Origin of the sequence: Streptomyces sp. MS191, from assembly GCF_008042125.1 — a bacterium.
Taxonomy (GTDB): Bacteria; Actinomycetota; Actinomycetes; order Streptomycetales; family Streptomycetaceae; genus Streptomyces.
The window spans coordinates 1,086,654-1,102,822 of sequence record NZ_RDBI01000040.1 but is presented as its reverse complement, the minus strand read 5'-3'; the positions used below and the strand labels follow the sequence as shown (position 1 = coordinate 1,102,822).

14 protein-coding genes and 1 pseudogene are annotated in these 16,169 nt (G+C 74.0%); 6 read left to right on the top strand and 9 right to left on the bottom strand.

Going from position 1 to position 16,169, the window contains the following annotated elements; translation table 11 throughout:
• The first annotated feature begins 48 nt into the window (after positions 1–48).
• Positions 49–1,221, top strand: a complete 1,173-nt coding sequence (locus tag EAO71_RS12040) for a sensor histidine kinase (protein ID WP_147977720.1) — start codon at positions 49–51, stop codon at positions 1,219–1,221.
• Complete coding sequence (locus tag EAO71_RS12035; protein ID WP_147977719.1) at positions 1,196–1,858, top strand: response regulator; 663 nt, start codon at positions 1,196–1,198, stop codon at positions 1,856–1,858. The genes EAO71_RS12040 and EAO71_RS12035 overlap by 26 nt, the downstream gene beginning before the upstream one ends.
• Positions 1,859–1,986: 128 nt before the next feature.
• On the opposite strand, the gene EAO71_RS12030 is transcribed toward EAO71_RS12035, so the two are convergent.
• Together EAO71_RS12030 and EAO71_RS12025 are read right to left on the bottom strand one after the other, a co-directional pair.
• Complete coding sequence (locus EAO71_RS12030; RefSeq protein WP_261992227.1) at positions 1,987–3,963, bottom strand: hypothetical protein; 1,977 nt, start codon at positions 3,961–3,963, stop codon at positions 1,987–1,989.
• 112 nt (positions 3,964–4,075) lie between these two features.
• The gene (locus EAO71_RS12025; protein ID WP_147977718.1) at positions 4,076–4,876 is read right to left on the bottom strand and encodes a tyrosine-protein phosphatase; all 801 of its coding nucleotides are present in this window, start codon (positions 4,874–4,876) and stop codon (positions 4,076–4,078) included.
• Positions 4,877–4,994: 118 nt separating this feature from the next.
• On the opposite strand from EAO71_RS12025, the gene EAO71_RS12020 reads away from it, so the two are divergent.
• Positions 4,995–5,414: a hypothetical protein gene (locus EAO71_RS12020; RefSeq protein ID WP_147977717.1), complete on the top strand. Its 420-nt coding sequence runs from the start codon at positions 4,995–4,997 to the stop codon at positions 5,412–5,414.
• 191 nt (positions 5,415–5,605) lie between these two features.
• On the opposite strand, the pseudogene EAO71_RS12015 reads toward EAO71_RS12020, so the two are convergent.
• Both EAO71_RS12015 and EAO71_RS12010 read right to left on the bottom strand, forming a co-directional pair.
• Positions 5,606–6,776: pseudogene (locus EAO71_RS12015) on the bottom strand (DUF1996 domain-containing protein).
• 91 nt (positions 6,777–6,867) lie between these two features.
• On the bottom strand, positions 6,868–7,854 hold the full coding sequence (locus EAO71_RS12010; protein WP_147977716.1) for an NAD-dependent epimerase/dehydratase family protein: 987 nt from the start codon (positions 7,852–7,854) through the stop codon (positions 6,868–6,870).
• Between the two features lie 155 nt (positions 7,855–8,009).
• Between EAO71_RS12010 and EAO71_RS12005 the strand changes: the two genes are divergently transcribed.
• Together EAO71_RS12005 and EAO71_RS12000 are read left to right on the top strand one after the other, a co-directional pair.
• Positions 8,010–8,735: a hypothetical protein gene (locus EAO71_RS12005; protein WP_147977715.1), complete on the top strand. Its 726-nt coding sequence runs from the start codon at positions 8,010–8,012 to the stop codon at positions 8,733–8,735.
• 45 nt (positions 8,736–8,780) lie between these two features.
• Positions 8,781–10,217: a PepSY-associated TM helix domain-containing protein gene (locus EAO71_RS12000; RefSeq protein ID WP_147977714.1), complete on the top strand. Its 1,437-nt coding sequence runs from the start codon at positions 8,781–8,783 to the stop codon at positions 10,215–10,217.
• Between the two features lie 7 nt (positions 10,218–10,224).
• On the opposite strand, the gene EAO71_RS11995 is transcribed toward EAO71_RS12000, so the two are convergent.
• The 5 genes from EAO71_RS11995 to EAO71_RS11980 form a co-directional block, all read right to left on the bottom strand.
• Positions 10,225–10,773, bottom strand: coding sequence for a winged helix-turn-helix domain-containing protein (locus EAO71_RS11995; protein ID WP_147977713.1), 549 nt, complete (start codon positions 10,771–10,773; stop codon positions 10,225–10,227).
• 99 nt (positions 10,774–10,872) lie between these two features.
• On the bottom strand, positions 10,873–10,995 hold the full coding sequence (locus tag EAO71_RS38725) for a hypothetical protein (protein WP_261992104.1): 123 nt from the start codon (positions 10,993–10,995) through the stop codon (positions 10,873–10,875).
• Positions 10,996–11,208: 213 nt separating this feature from the next.
• Positions 11,209–12,240 carry a glutamine synthetase gene (glnII, locus tag EAO71_RS11990; RefSeq protein WP_147977712.1) on the bottom strand — a complete coding sequence of 344 codons (1,032 nt, stop codon included), beginning with the start codon at positions 12,238–12,240 and terminating at the stop codon, positions 11,209–11,211.
• Positions 12,241–12,374: 134 nt separating this feature from the next.
• Positions 12,375–13,526: an ARPP-2 domain-containing protein gene (locus EAO71_RS11985; protein ID WP_147977711.1), complete on the bottom strand. Its 1,152-nt coding sequence runs from the start codon at positions 13,524–13,526 to the stop codon at positions 12,375–12,377.
• Entirely contained in the window at positions 13,523–14,956 is a 1,434-nt protein-coding gene (locus tag EAO71_RS11980) for a hypothetical protein (protein ID WP_147977710.1), read from the bottom strand. The genes EAO71_RS11985 and EAO71_RS11980 overlap by 4 nt, the downstream gene beginning before the upstream one ends.
• Positions 14,957–15,253: 297 nt before the next feature.
• Between EAO71_RS11980 and EAO71_RS11975 the strand changes: the two genes are divergently transcribed.
• On the top strand, positions 15,254–16,162 hold the full coding sequence (locus tag EAO71_RS11975; protein WP_147977709.1) for a Gfo/Idh/MocA family protein: 909 nt from the start codon (positions 15,254–15,256) through the stop codon (positions 16,160–16,162).
• Positions 16,163–16,169 lie beyond the last annotated feature (7 nt).

Genomic DNA, 16,169 nt, shown 5'->3' with positions numbered 1-16,169 from the left:
GTCCTTTCGGCCGATGCGCGGCGCGCCGCGGTCCCTAGGCTGAGAACCGTGCTCCGAGACGACCTGCGAACCCTGTGGACCGAACCCCGGCCGCCCGACGCGCCCGCCCGGGTGCGGCGGGACTGGGCGCTGCTCGCCGCGGGCCTTGCCGGTGTGGCGCTGGAGGCCGTCCTGCGCGAGGACGTCGTGTGGCGGCCGGTGGCGGTGGTGTTCGCCGTATGGCTGTGCCTGCTGACCCTGTGGCGCCGGACCCGCCCGCTGGCGATGGTGACCCTGGCGTTCGGCTCGGTGGGCCTGCTTCCGGTGGCCTCGCTCGTCGCCGCGCCGCGCGAGCCCGTCGGCCTGTACGCCGGCGCGGTCGTGCTCGTGCTGGTGTACGCGCTGCCCCGGTGGGGATCGGGACGCGAGATCGTGCTGGGCGGCGCGGTGATCCTCGCGGTCGGCGCGCTGTGTTCCGTCACGGACGAGACCCCGGTCGTCGAGAACGTCGTGGGCTTCGCCTTCCTGCTGCTGCCCGGCGTGGTCGGGGCTGCCGTGCGGTTCCGGGTGACCGCTCGCGAGCGGCAGTTGGACCAGGTGCGCTCCCGCGAGCGCGAGCAGCTCGCCCGGGAACTGCACGACACGGTGGCCCACCACGTGTCGGCCATGGTGATCATCGCCCAGGCGGGCCGGGTGCTCGCGGGCACCGACCCGTCCGCCGCCGTCGAGGCGCTGGAGGGGGTCGAGGAGGAAGGGGCGCGCACGCTGGAGGAAATGCGCGCCATGGTCGCCACGCTGCGCGACCGCGGGGTCGGCGCCGAGCTGGCGCCCCCTGCCGGAGTCGCGGATCTGGAGCGCCTGGTGCGCACCCCGGGTGGTCGCCTCAGGGTCGACCTGGGGCTCGACGGCGAACTGGAGGCGCTGCCCCCGGCCGTCGACGCGGCCGTCTACCGGATCGTGCAGGAGTCCGTGACCAACGCGCTGCGCCATGCGGTCGACGCGACCGAGCTCGTCGTCCGGGTCGCAGGGGAACGGCACACGGTACGGGTGAGCGTGCGCGACGACGGCCGGCGCACCGGCCGGGGTCGCGACGGATACGGACTCACCGGACTGCGCGAGCGCGCGACCCTGCTCGGCGGCACACTACGAGCCGGCCCGGGCACCGACCGGGGCTGGCACGTCGAAGCCGAACTGCCGAGAGCGAGGAGCGAGAGCGGTGTCCATTCGCGTCCTCGTCGCTGACGACCAGACGATCATCCGCACCGGGTTGCGGATCATGCTGAACGCCCAGCCCGGCATCGAGGTGGTCGGCGAGGCCGCCGACGGGCGGGAAGCGGTACGTCTGGCCCGCGAACTACGCCCCGACGTCTGCCTGTTCGACATCCGCATGCCCGTACTCGACGGGCTCGAGGCCACCCGGCTGGTCGCCGGCCCGGGCGTCGCCGACCCGCTGGCCGTGGTCGTCATCACCACCTTCGACCTCGACGAGTACGTCTACGGCTCTCTGCGTGCCGGTGCCCGCGGATTCCTCCTCAAGGACACGGGACCGGACCTTCTGGCGCAGGCCGTACGGTCGGCGTCCGACGGTGAGGCGCTCATCGCGCCCAGCGTCACCGTCCGTCTGCTCCAGGCGTTCGCGGACCTGCCCGCCGGCCGGCCCGCGGCCCAGCCGGTCTCCCCCGTCACCGCCCGCGAGGAGCAGGTGCTCCTCGCCGTCGCTCGCGGGCTGACCAACACCGAGATCGCCGACGCACTGCACATCAGCCTCAGCACGGTGAAGACGCATCTGGCCAGCCTGATGGCCAAACTCGGCGCCCGCAACCGGGTCGAGATCGCGATGTGGGCCTACGAAACGCGCCGTATCCTCCCCGGAACCTGAGCCGGGTGCCGGGCCATGTCCCATGGGTCCCCGCCCGGACACCAGCGCACCGGTCGGCTCACGACGGCTCCACGTGCCGCACCCTTGCGATGCACCGCATCCGATGCCGTGCGCCGACCCACCGCGGATCACGGGACGGCCCCTAGCGCGTGCTGTCCCTGCTCGGCGCGGACGCGGAGACCGTGATGACGGAGTACCTGTCGGTCAATCCGGCCCTCCGTCCGGCCCGTGACCCCGCCCGAGGTCTCCAGGGACGCGAAGTCGCTCGTCCCGGCGGCCAGGACGTACCACTGTCCGCTCCGGGCCTGCCACAGCACGCCGGCCAGGACCCGGGGGTCGCGCACGCCGCAGGCCGGGGAGTCCTCGGCCTGCGCCGCGAGCGCCGCCGGGACCGGCGGACGGTCCGCCGCCCCCGGGCCGCCCGCGACGGCCGGCGCGGCATCGGGCGCCTGGAACTGGGCGAGGGTCCTGCTGCCGTTGCCCCGCCAGGTCTCCGCGCGCGTGCACACCCAGGCGGCCCGCCCGCCGCTCTCCGGCAGCGGCTGCGCGGCGAACCGCCAGGAGTTCACCGAACGCACCCCGCGCGAGCGCACCGCCGTCAGCTGGCACGCGGTCCGCGCCCAGGTGGCGCGCGCCGCCCCGCCCGTCGCGTCCACCGGCGCCGCCGGCGGCCCCGACAGCAGCCGGGCAGGCGTCAGTTCGCCCAGATCGGTCAGCAGCCGCAGCCCCGTCTCGTCCCGCACCTGGAGCGTGTTCCACGAGGTGCACGTGCGGGCCTGTGCCGGGCTCAGCACCGGATCCGTCACCCCGTCCGCGCTCCTGCGCAGCGCCCACGGCTCCTTCGCCGGCGCCAGCAGGTCCCGTACCGCCGTCTCCCGCACCCACGGAGCCGTCAGATAGCGGACGTTGCCCGAGCTGCGCGAGACGACCAGGGCCGCCGCCCCGACCGCGTCCGCCCCGTCGGTCCGGGCGAAGTCCAGCGCGGCGCCGCTCGTGCTCCCGACCGGCTCGGCGTACCGCACCGCCCGCAAGCCGTCGTGGAAGAGCACCACGCGCGCCCCGTCGACCTCGCCCGCGTACAGCAGTTGCGGCGAGCCCATCGGCGGTCCCACCGGTGTCCCGGGCGTCGCCGAGGACTGCACCGAGCCGCCGGGCCGGGCCCACACGGCGAGCGCGCGACGCAGCAGTGCCCGGTCGCCGGTCAGCCCGCCCCGCTCCGGCCACACGGAGAAGTCCGTCCGCGTCGAGCTCTGCCACACGGCCGGGGCGATCCGGCGTACCCGCCCCGGATCGAGCGCCGCCTCGGCCGCCGGATTACGGGCGTACGAAGGAGCCGCAGCACCGTTTCTCCCCCAGCCGTCCCCGGGCAGCCCGAGCAGGGTCCCGCACACCACGACGGCGGCCGCGGCTGCCAGCGCGGCCTTGCCGTGCTGACGGCGCCGCATCAGATCCGTGGGCCGGGCCTGCAGCGAGCACGGGTCGAACTCGGCCGAGTCCAGCAGCGCCGCCGCGCCGACGCCTCCCGTGAGGGCGGCCTCGTCCGCGGCCGCGAGCGCCGCCCGGGCCGTCTCCTCGTCCACCCCGGCGACCTCGAGCACCCGCAGCACCTCGGGGTCGCCCTGCCGCTCCAGACCCCGCAGCACGTACGCGGCCCTCGCGGGACCGGACAGGGCGGAGAGCCGCTGGTCCAGGGCGAGTTCGTCGGCGCCGCCGGCGCGCGGGAACAGCCGCAGTCCCCAGACCTGGGGCAGCAGCGGCGGGAACTGCGCCCGGCGCGGCAGGGCCCGGCGCCGCAGCGGCAGTCCGGCGACCAGCGCCTGCCGGAGCACCTCGCCCCGTACGTAGGCGTATCCGGGATCGACCGCGTCCTCGGGTGTGCTCGGGGCGGCGGGCTCGCGCAGCGAGGTGCGGCGCCGCGGCAGCGACCGCTGGACCAGCGCGTGGGCGGTCAGGACCCGCCGGTTGCGTCCCAGGGAGGGCGGCAGCACGAGATACGCGATCCGCACCAGCCGCGGATAGTGCTCGACGAGCGCGGCCTCGGCCTGCTCGACGTCGACGGGACCGAGGGGGGAGGGGCCGGGTTCCTGAGTGCTCACGTTCAGCAGAACGAGCGAATCATCCGATGGTCACCCCGGCCGGTGCGGGCGGTCGGCGCGGCCGGGGGCGCGGCCCGCGGGGCCGGCGGACCGGACCGCCGCCCCCGGATTTCCGTCCGGTTCAGGCCTCGTGGACCGTCAGGCGCTCGCGGATCACCTTCGTCACCTCGTCCGGGACCCCCAGGCCATCCCGGACGTACGCCTCCATGGAGCCGTGCCTGCGCGCCACCTCGTCGAGCGCCGCCTCCAGGTACTCCGGCACGACCCCGATCAGGGCCAGGGCCAGCTCCGGGTCACCGCCCTGCGCCGTGAAGCCCTCGATCAGCGGCGCGAACGCCGAACGGACGGCCGGATTGACCGACAGGTACTCCGTCATCACGGTCTCCGCGTCCGCGCCGAGCAGGGACAGCACGATCGTCGCCGCCCAGCCGGTGCGGTCCTTGCCCGCCGTGCAGTGGAAGAGCAGCGGCCCGCCGTAGGGGTCGCCCAGCTCGGTGAGGAACGCCTGGTACGAGGCGCGGGCCGAGTCGGTGGTCACGAAGGCCCGGTAGGTCTTCGCGAAGGCGGCCTGCGCCCTCCCCCCGCCGAGGACCTCCTCGGCCAGCGCCGGGTCGGACAGCAGGGTCTTCAGCCGGGCGGCCGGCGGCAGCCCGCTGGCGGCCAGATGGTCGGCGAGCACGTCCGCCACGAGCAGCCGCCCGCCGGCCGGGATCCGGTCGGGCCGCTCGGCGCGCTCGGCCGCGGTCCGGAAGTCGACGACGGTGCGGATGTCCAGCGCGCCGACCACCGTGTCGGCCGGATCCAGGCGGTCGAGCTGGCCGGAACGGAAGATCCGGCCGGAGCGGACGCTGCGGCCCTGTCCGAGCGGGAGGGTGCCGAGGTCGCGGAGGTTGGCGACCGTGGCGGCGGGAATGGCGGGCATGGCGTCGACTCCTCCGGATCGGTCCTTTTCGTACCAAACCGTAATCGATCGGATTCCATCAGTCCTGCACGTTCGGCCCCGGAACGCCTGATCGAAGGGGCAGGATGGGCGGATGCTGATGCGTACACGGCGAATCACGACGGCGGCCGTACTGGCCGCGACGGTGCTGGTGAGCGGGTGTGGCCGGGACGAGGCTCCCCCGGAGGCGACCGGCACGCTGGAGCAGATCGCCGCCAAGGCGGACTGCGCTCCGGACATCCAGACGGACGCGACCGAACTCCGCCAGGCGCAGTGCGCGACGGACGACGGGAAGTGGATCCTGCTCACCTTCGCCACCGACCGCGGCCAGCGCGAGTGGATCAACCAGGCCAAGGACTACGGAGGTTCGTACCTCGTCGGCCGCAAGTGGGTCGCGGCCGGGGACGCCGGTGCGGTGACCGCCCTGCGCGGCCGGCTCGGCGGGACGGTCGAGACCGCCGCGCCGCACGAGCCCCACGCGGGCCAGTCGTCGCACTCCTCGCACACCGGACACCACTGACCCGCCGACCGGCGCCGGGGAGGGCCTTCGCCCGCCCCGGCGCTTCGTGGTGAGCCCGTGCCGAGGCGCAAGGGCCTCACCGGAGCCCGGCCGAACGCGGGCCGGGCCCGGCCCCCTGTGCCAGGGGCCGGGCCCGGAGCCGGACCGTTCTCCCGGACCCGGCGGTTCCGGGCCGGTCCGGGAGAACGGCGTCAGGTGCAGCGTCGTCCCTCGTTGATGCAGCCCACCAGCCGCTTCATCAGTCGCTGGTCGAAGACGTTGATGAAGTCGCCGTGGTCCGTCACCGGCTTGTGCAGCTGCTCCGGGAAGGAGTCGACGGCGAATCCCGGACCCGGCGGAACGTTGTAGACGATCCGCTGCACGAGCTGCGGAATCGCCCGGAAGCCGTTCTTGCAGCGGCCGCTGTTCGGATCCGCGAAGGCCACGTGGGTGCGGTGGTTGGCACTGTCGATGTTCTTCCCGTCCCAGCAGCTCTGGAAGCGGAACGTCCGCACGACCTTGCTGCCCTGGGGGCAGATCGGGTACTTGTCCTTCAGCTGGCGGTTCTCGAACCCGGTGCACGACCAGGAGGCGTTGGCATTGGCGTTGCCGTTGACGAACGCCTTGGCGTCACCGGTGATGATCCGCAGGAAGCGCGGCATCTCCGTGACCTTGGAGACCGGGTTGCCGACGAAGTTCAGGGTCACCTGGGACGGTGTCTGGATCTCGCCGACGTTCTTGTCCTTGCCACCGCCGTCGGCCTGGACGTCGTTCTCCGCCTGGCCGTTCTGGAGCCGGAGGACGGGCCAGTAGTCCGTCGCCCTCGTTGCCGGCGTCGCCCTCGTTCCCGGCGCCGCCGGCGTTCGCGCCGTCCCCGGCGCCGCCCGCGCTGCCTCCGTTCTGCCCGCCGCCCTTCTGCTCGTCGTCCTCGCGCAGCTTGCACGGCGCGAGGGCCTCCAGGTTCTTGGGCGCCTCGCCCTCCTGGTCGAGCAGCTGGACCATCCGCTGGATGATGTTCAGCCGCTCGTTCTTCAGCGGCGTCAGGATCTGCTGCTCCGCCAAGGCCGGATCGCTCTCCATGCGCTGCTTGCTGTCGGCGAACCGCTGGTACGCGATGGTGATCTGGCTGTCCAGGATGGCCAGTTGCTGATCCATCACGCCCCGCACGGATTCGGGCACCGCGGGCAGGCTGTTGGCCACCTCGGGGCAGGCGATCGTGGAGAGCGCGGTCGTCCCGCGGGCCGGCTGCTGCTTACCGCCCCAGCCCTCGCCGGCCGAGGCATAGACATTGGCGGCCACGATGCCGCCCCCGCCCAGAAGGAGGGCGACGGAGGCGGCGACCGCTCTTTTCACGCGAGTCGAACGTTTACGTGTGCGTCCCATGCGGCTCTATACGGACGCGCCCCGCGATGTGTTCACTCCGGAACCGGTGAGTTTTCCACGCCTCCTACGTCGCACCGGTCGTGACGCACCGTCAGCCACCGAGCAGTGCGGCCTCCCGCTCCGCGGACAGTCCCACCACCGGCCGGTCCGGGCGCTGCGGAGCCACCCCGCCGATCGACTCCAGCCAGGCCCAGGTGTCCGCGACCGTCTCCGCGGCCGGCCGGCACCGCAGCCCCGCCGCCACCGCCTTGGCGACGTCGGCCGTGTGCATCGCGTCGTACATCTCGCCCGGCGGGATCCAGACCGGCAGGTCCGACCACGGCTCGACGCCCGCGGCGAGGATCTCCTCCGGATCGGTCCACCGCAGCTCGGCCTTCCCGCCCGTGACCCGCACGCAGGCGTCCAGCAGTTCGCCCATCGTGGTGTGACCGGCGGGGGAGACGAGGTTGTACGGGCCGGCGAGCCCGGCCTCGGCGGCGTCGAGCATCCACCCGGCGAGGTCGCGGACGTCGATGTACTGCAACGGCAGGGTGCGCGGCCCCGGTGCGAGGACCGGGCCGCCCTTGGCGATCCGGTCCAGCCACCAGGGCAGCCGGCCGATGTTCTCGTACGGGCCGACGATCAGCCCCGCGCGGACCATCAGGGAGCGGTCGGGGCCGAAAGCCTCGTGGACGGCCAGTTCCCCGCCCCGCTTGGCCGGGGCGTACGGCACCTCGCCCGCGTCCGGCGAGCCGTCGACCAACGGGCCGTCCTCGCCGAGGCCGGCCGCCGGCGGCCAGGTGTACACGGAGCGGCTCGACACGTAGACGTACCGGCCGACCCGGTCCGCGAGCAGTCGGGCCGCGTCCCGCACCGCCGCCGGCGCACCCGACCAGGTGTCCACGACGACGTCCCACGCCCCCTCGGTCAGAGCCGCGAGGCCGTCCGGCGCCGTCCGGTCACCGAGCAGCGACCGCACCCCGTCGGGCGCCCGGTGCCGGCCGCGGTGGAAGACCGTCACCTCCCAGCCGCGTGCGAGCGCCGCCTCGACCGTCGCCCGGCCCACGAATTCCGTTCCACCCAGCATCAGAAGCCTCATGGCATCGACTCTGCACCGTCCGCGACCAGGCACGGAAGTCGTTCCGCTGCCAGGGGAATCCGAAGAGGTGTCGTGTCGGCCGGGCCTGCCGGATCGGCGGTACGCCCCGAGGGGGTCTCCCGCGCCCCGGGCCGGGATGTCACCATGTCCGGACGATGACCGATGCCCAGTCGCCGATCCGCGTCCTGCGCGCCGCCTTGTTCGCGGCCGTATGCGTGTCTCTGGCCTCCGTGGGGCATTTGTTCATGTCTGCGCACGAACTCGCGCCGTCCGCGCTCTCCCTGGCCTTCGCCGTCACCGGCGGACTGGCCTGGCTCGCGGGCGGACGCCGGCGCGGCACCGTGGCGATCGGCGGCGGACTGCTGGCCGTCCAGGCCGCACTGCACCTGATCTTCTCCTCGGTCCGCTCCCACGACGGGACCCACCACGCCGGCCTGGCCGACACGACACCGGGCGACCACGCCCTGACGGACGCGGCGGCCCCGGACGCGGCCTCGTCCGCCGCGCACCTGGCGGGCTCGGTGATGTCCCACCCCATGGCCGCGGACATGGAACAGCCGCTGACCGCGACCGCGGGACACACCCCGCTCGGCATGCTGGCCGCCCACCTCCTCGCCGCCCTCGTCTGCGGCCTCTGGCTGGCCCGCGGCGAGGCCGCGCTCTTCGCGATCGCCCGCGCCGTCGGCACCCTCGCCTTCACCCCGCTGCGGCTCCTCCTCGCCGTCGTCCGCGTCCGGGTCCCCGAACTCCCGCAGCCCGTCCGTCCGCGCCGCCCGCACACCCGCCGGCTGCGCGGCGTCGTCCTCGCCCAGGCCCGTTCCCGGCGCGGCCCGCCCCGGCTGTCCGCACCCCGCGCCACCGCCCTCGGAGCACACGTCTGACCCGGGGGCCGATTCCCCCTGTCGACACCGACTCCTAGGACAGTCATGACCATTGACGGTTCCGCGCGCCCGGAAACGGCCGAGGCCGCCGACGCGCCCACCGAGCCCACCCCGTCCGCGAGATCCCCCCGGGGCTGGAGCGCCCTGCGCCCCCTCGTCCTGCGGATGCACTTCTACGCGGGCGTCCTCATCGCCCCCTTCCTGCTGGTCGCCGCGGCCAGCGGACTCCTCTACGCGCTCTCCTTCCAGGCGGAGAAGGTCCTCTACGCCCACGAGCTGGAGGTCCCCGTCGGCGACGAGGTCCTGCCGCTCTCCCAGCAGGTGCACGCCGCCACCAAGGCCAACCCCGACGGCACCGTCACCGCCGTCTGGCCCTCGGCCGAGGAGGGCGCCACCACGCGCGTCCTGATGGCCGACCCCGACGTCGAGGAGGGCAAGTCGCTGGCCGTCTTCGTCGACCCCTACACCGGGGACATACGGGGCCGGCTCCCCAGCTACGGCAGCTCGGGAGCCCTCCCGCTGCGCGCCTGGCTCGACGAGCTCCACCGGGACCTCCACCTGGGCGACCTCGGCCGCAACTACAGCGAGCTGGCCGCCAGCTGGCTGTGGGTGGTCGCACTCGGCGGTCTGCTGCTGTGGATCGGCCGGCGCAGGAGCAGCCGGCGCGCCCTCTTCGTCCCGGAGCGGGGTCCCAAGTCCCGCCGCCGCACCCTGTCCTGGCACGGCTCGGTCGGCCTCTGGGCCGTCGCCGGCCTCGTCGTCCTCTCCGCGACCGGCCTCACCTGGTCGCGTTACGCGGGTGAGAACATCGGCGCGGTCCAGGACCAGCTCGGCGGCGCCACCCCCGCCGTCTCCGCGACCCTCGGCGGAGGCGCCGGCGACGGCGGACACGAGGGCCACGGCAGCGGCCATGGGACCCCCGCCACCGCGCAGGGCCCGGACGTCGGCATCGACCGTGTCGTCGAGGCGGCCCGCGCGGCCGGCATCGAGGGGAGGACCTCGGTGGTCCTGCCCTCCGAGGGCAAGGGCTACGTCGTCAAGGAGACCGACGCCCAGTTCCCCGTCCACCTGGACTCCGTGGCCGTCGACCCGGCCGACGGGGCGATCATGGACGAGCTGCGCTTCGCCGACTACCCGGTCCTCGCGAAGCTGACCCGCTTCGGCATCGACGCCCACATGGGCACGTTCCTCGGCCTGTTCAACCAGCTGCTCCTCGCCGCCCTCGCGCTCGCCCTGATCCTGCTGATCCTCTGGGGCTACCGCATGTGGTGGCTGCGCCGCCCCGGGCGGCCGGTGGCCCGTGGGGCGTGGCGGAAGGTCCCGCCGACGATGCTGCTGCCGCTGGCCGCCGTCACCGCCGTCGTGGGCTGGTTCGTGCCGATGCTCGGCATCAGCCTGCTGGCGTTCCTGGCCGTCGACATCGTGACCGGCCTGATCGCCCGGGCGGGGTCCCGACGCCGGGACCCCGCCGAGAGCGCCTGACCCCCGGTCAGGGGGTGTACTTGTAGCCGACCCGCCGCACGGTCTGGATCGTGTGGCGGTGCTCGGCGCCCAGCTTGCGGCGCAGCCGGGCCACGTGGACGTCGACGGTCCGGCCGTCGCCGACGTGGCCGTACCCCCACACCGTGGTCACCAACTGGTCGCGGGTGTGCACCCGGTGGGGGTGTGCCACGAGATGGGCCAGCAGCTCGAACTCCAGGTACGTCAGGTCCAGCGTCCGCCCGTCCACGACGGCGATCCGCTGCACGCCGTCGATGGCCACCGGCCCCTGCTCCTCCGCCGCCACGGGCGGCGCAGGAACGGGGATCACGGGCAGTCGGGGCTGCTGGTCGGCCGGCACGAGGACGAGGTAGCCGACCATCGGCGGGCGGCCGGGCAGCGTGGGCAGCGCGTGCTGCGGCGCGGGCAGCAGAGTGGCGCCGGGCGGCAGGAAGTCCGCGACCTGCGCGAGGTCCACGACCTCGTTCGGATCGACGGCGCGCAGTCGGTGACGGCCGGGTCGTACGGCCGTGAGGGAAGCGGTCTGGGTGTGGGCCATGGCAGATCAGCTCTTTCGCGCGGGGAACGGACGGAGAGGCGTCGTACGTCGTGCGCGTCGGCCGAAGGCCGGAGGGATCGGACCGGACCGATCGGGGCTTTAGAGGGCCGACGCGTTCATCGCGCGGCAACACACCCGGTCGAAGTCGTGATGCTGACGGGAAGGCCAGAACGGCTCGAGGTCGTGACGACCCGTCGCGGTGTCGTTCTGCATGATGGCCATATCCCTACTCTACTACTCGGGAATGCGGACGGACCCCGGTTTGCGGCTCGGATCGTGACTGCTTCGGGGGTGACGATCGTCTCCCTGCCGCCCTGTCCGGCCGTCACCCGACCGCGTCCGCGGCCCCCTCGTTCCCGTCCGCCGCACCCGCACCGACGCCGCAGGGGGCGCCCACCATGTGGTGGGCGCCCCCTGCGGGCGGAGCGTCGCGGATCAGACCTGGCCGGCCTTCGCCAGGGCCTCGCAGCAGGTGTCCACCAGGAGGCGGGTCACCACGTACGGGTCGACGTTCGCGTTCGGGCGGCGGTCCTCGATGTAGCCCTTCTGGTCCTGCTCGACCTGCCACGGGATGCGGACCGAGGCGCCGCGGTCCGAGACGCCGTAGGAGTACTTGTCCCACGGGGCGGTCTCGTGCAGGCCCGTCAGGCGGTCGTCGATGCCCGCGCCGTAGTTCTTCACGTGGTCGAGCGGCTTCGAGCCCTCGCCCAGCGACTCGCACGCGGTGATGATCGCGTCGTAGCCCTCGCGCATCGCCTTCGTGGAGAAGTTGGTGTGCGCGCCCGCGCCGTTCCAGTCGCCCTTCACCGGCTTCGGGTCCAGCGTCGCCGAGACGTTGAAGTCCTCGGCCGTGCGGTACAGCAGCCAGCGCGCGACCCACAGCTGGTCCGCGACCTCGAGCGGCGCCAGCGGGCCGACCTGGAACTCCCACTGGCCCGGCATGACCTCGGCGTTGATGCCGGAGATGCCCAGGCCCGCCGTCAGGCAGTTCTCCAGGTGCGCCTCGACGACGTCACGGCCGAAGATCTCGTCCGCGCCGACACCGCAGTAGTAGCCGCCCTGCGGGGCCGGGAAGCCGCCGACCGGGAAGCCGAGCGGGCGCTCGCCGTCGAAGAAGGTGTACTCCTGCTCGATGCCGAAGATCGGCTCCTGCGCGGCGTACTTGGCGTAGGCCTCGGCCAGCGCGGCGCGGGTGTTCGACTCGTGCGGCGTCATGTCCGTGTTCAGGACCTCGCACATCACCAGGATGTCGTCGCCACCGCGGATCGGGTCCGGGCAGACGAAGACCGGCTTGAGGACCCGGTCCGAGGCGTGTCCCTTGGCCTGGTTCGTGCTGGATCCGTCGAAGCCCCAGATCGGCAGCTCGGCGAGCGTCGCGCCCGAGCCCGCCAGGATCTTCGTCTTGGAACGGAGCTTCGCGGTCGGCTCGGTGCCGTCGATCCAGATGTACTCAGCCTTGAAGGTCACGGGCCTCATCCTTTGGGCGTGCTGCTGCGGGTGCCCGCGGCGGCTCGCTACGCTGCGAGAGCTGCGGTGTGTCTGCGCGCAGCTTCGCAACACGGGATTTCCCGGCCGTTGCCCGTTTGTGAACCCCGTGTTACTCAGCTTTCCTGCTTTTCCCGCAGCCGCTGTGCGATCACCTGCGCGTTCAGCAGGGGGCCGAGACCGGCCGCCCCGATGCGGCGGACGAGCTCCGCGTACGTCGTGCCGAGCGCCTCCGCCGCACGGCCGAGGTGCCAGTCCTCGTGCGCGAGGCGGCGCAGCAGATGCCCCTTGCGGATCTGGTTCTCGGAGAGCCGGAAGGTCTTCAGATAGACCGTCCGCCCCTTGTGGTCGCTGATGAGCTCGCCGATGTGCTGCTCCTGGCCCCCGCGCAGGAACGGAGGGAGGAAGCGGTACAGATCGTACGAACCCATCCGGTGGACGCGCTCGAAGGCGTACGGCGTCTCCAGCAGGTCGCGTGCCATCAACGAGGTGTGCGCCCGTGCCCAGACCCGCTCCTGCTCCCGTGCCGCCGCCCGCAGGTCCGCGAGCGTCCGGAGCCCGCCGGAGTCCGCGACCCGCGCGGTGAACTCCGGCACCGGGGCGCCGTAGAAGGCGTGCTGGTGGACCAGCTCGCCGTACAGGTCCTCGATCAGGGTGGAGTGCAGCCGGCGGTAGTCCGCGGGGTGCGGGACGACGAAGGCGGCGGCCGGCGAGTCCGCCACGTACAGCATCAGACCGCACTGGCCGGGATGGATCTCGAAGACCCGCAGCGCCTCCGCGAGTCCGGGCACCCACCGGCCGGCGTAGGCCGCCTCGGCCCGCGGCGACAGCCCCTGCCGGACCGCCTGCCGGGACCATTCGTCCCAGACCGTGGACGGGCCGCCGAAGTGCAGCGCGAGGTAGCCCTCCAGCGCGAGGTGCAGCGGCAGGAACCGCAGCCGGGGTTCGGCCCGGCCGTCCCCGGTCCGGCGCCGCTTCGCCATCCGGTGGTGCCGGCGGACCGGGACGGCCTCGGGATCGCCGCCGAGCCGGGTGCCGTACGCCGCGGCCTCACGGCCGTCCCCCGACCAGTCCGCGACGAACCCGTGCGGGATGTACGAGGTGTACGCCGTGCCGTCGCCGACGTCCACGCTTCCGTGGCCCCCGTAGACCTCGCGGTGCAGCCGCAGGCCCTCCACCGGCTCGTCGCGGACGAGGGGCACCAGCCGGACGCCGCCCCACACCTGCGCGGGACGGACCTCCAGACCCGTCAGATCGATCCTGCTCATCGTCCGTCCCCCAGGAAGAGCGCGACCCGCCGGTCCAGATGGGCCCGGAGCTCCGCCATGCCCGTGCGGCCCTCGGCGAACCCGGCGATCTCCACCAGGGCCACGAGGTCCTCCGCGTCCCTGATCCCGGCCGTCGGGACGCTCGGCGCGAGCCGGCGCACGTCGAACCCGTCCGCGTCGTATACGGGGTTCACGTGCACGACACTGGTCCGTCGCAGGGGATCGATCCGGGTCCGCCACACGCGCAGCACCTCGCCCGCCAGACCGGGAGGGGCGTTGTCCCACCCGTCGGAGACGACGACCAGGCGCTCGGGCCCGTCCTCCAGGGCGTCGAGGATCCGCGTGCCGAGCGGGGTCGGCCCCCAGGGGCGCACGAGGAGGGCGTCGGTGGCGCCCGAGGTCCAGTGCGCCGTGTACGCACCGGGTGCGGCCAGCGCCCCGAGCAGGTGGTGGCAGGCCAGCGCGACGGCGAGCGGGCGCCGTCGCTTCACGCCGGAGCCGGAGGCGGAGTGACTGTCGTCGAGGACCGCCGCGACCCGCCCCCAGGTGCCGGCGAGCGGCCCCGCCACCCGGCGGGCCGCCGCGCGCAGCGCTCCGGTCAGTTCGGCACGCCGCGCCACCCGCTCCTCGGTGGTCAGGGACAGGACGTACGACGCGAGCCGGGTGAGCGGCATGGCGGTGAGGTCGGCGGCGGCCCCGTCGCGCTGGGTGCGGAGCCGTTCGAGGCGGGTCATGCGGGGCGCGATCCGCTCCAGGAAGACGGCGCGGGGGATGCCGTGCCGGGCGGCGAACCCCTCGGCGACGGTGAAGGGCAGGGCGTACAGCGCTCCCTGCTCGTGGTGCGCGCGGCGGTGCGCGTCGAGGAGCGGGTGCTCGTAGCGGACCCGGCGGCGGGGCGCGAAGAGGAAGTCGCCCACCTCGGGGTCGGGGAGCCGTCGGTGGACGTGCCGGGCGGCGGCCTTGAGGCCGGCGCGGTACTTCACGGCGTCGAGCCCGAGTCCGTCGGGTCCGCCGCGCATGGCGCGGGCGGCCAGCCAGTCGCGGACGATCGCGCGGGTGCGGCGGTTGTTGACCTTGGCGGCGCGCAGGGCCCGGAACACCCCGTACACCCGCTGCGGCGGCAGCAGCGCGAGGCGGGCGGCGATGAGGCGTCCCTCGGCGCGCCTCTCGTCGGGGCCACCCGCCTCGTCGGCGGTCCGCAGCAGCTGTTCGACGATGAGCGCGGCGTTGTGGTCGTTGATGTCGAGGGCGAGCGCGGCGGCGTACACGGGACGGTGGTTGACGCGCACGTAGGCGTGCAGGAAGTCCAGGGACAGCCGCTGCTCGTCGGCCGAGGACCGGAACTCGCGCTGTCCCGTGGCGGTGACGGCCGCGTTGACGAAGAGGAGCACGTCCTCGGCGGCGATGAGGTCGGACAGCGTCTCCGTCATGGGTACCCCCGGGGCGCGGGCGAAAGGGTGCCGGCCGGGGAATGGGGGCGCGAACAGCGAATACGTTGCTTCAGAGGCAGGTCCCGGAAGTCGCACCGGAGTCCCGCGGCCGGCGGGGGAAACGTAGCCCGGAAGTCCGTCGCGGTGCCACCGGATTGACGGCGCCACCGGCCGGCGGCGCACGGCACGGCAGCCGCGGCACGTCGCCGGACGGCGACCTCGGACCGTCCGCCGTGCGACGGGTCTCCCCGCGACCGTGCGGGACGCGGTGGCGCGGGGGGACGGCAGACTGGGGTCATGACGAAGCATTCCGGGACCACGCCCCGCATCGGACTCCTCGGCACCGGCCCCTGGGCCGAGCGCACCCACGCGCCGGTCCTGGCCGCGCACCCCGGCGTCGAGTTCAGCGGTGTCTGGGGCAGACGGCCCGAGGCCGCGGCCGCGCTCGCCGCGACCTGCGGGACACGGGCGTACGACGACGTCGACGCGCTCTTCGCGGCCAGTGACGCCGTGGCCCTCGCGCTGCCCCCGGACATCCAGGCCCCGCTCGCCGTCCGGGCCGCGGCCGCCGGCTGCCACGTGCTCATGGACAAGCCGGTGGCGACGACCGTCGGCGGGTCCCGTGAGGTGGCCGAGGCGGTGGCGAAGGCGGGGGTCGCGTCCGTGGTCTTCTGCACGCTGCGGTTCGCCGAGCCGACGGCCCGCTGGATCGACGAACAGGCGGCGGCGGGCGGCTGGTTCCTGGGGGAGGCCCATTGGCTGGGCGCCCTCTTCGCACCGGGCTCGGCGAGCCCGTACGCCGCCTCGCCCTGGCGGCGGGAGAAGGGCGGACTGTGGGACGTCGGCCCGCACGTGCTCTCGGTCTACCTGCCCGTCCTCGGCGACGTCACGGAGGTCACCGCGGTGCCGGGCCCGGCGGACACCCGCCATCTGGTCCTGCGGCACGCCTCGGGCGCGAGCAGCACGGCGACGCTGACCCTGAGCGCCCCGCCGGAGGCGGCCGAGGCCGCCCTCACGCTGCACGGCACACGGGGCAGGACGACCATGCCCGCGTGGGAGGGCGCGCTCGGGGCGTTCGAAGGGGCGGTGGACGCGCTCCTCGAAGCGGCGCGGACGGGTGTTCCGCACGCGTGCGACGCCCGTTTCGGGCTCCGTCTGACGGAGATCCTCGCCGAGGCGGAGGCCCAGGTGGCGGCCCGGGTCTGAGCCGGGC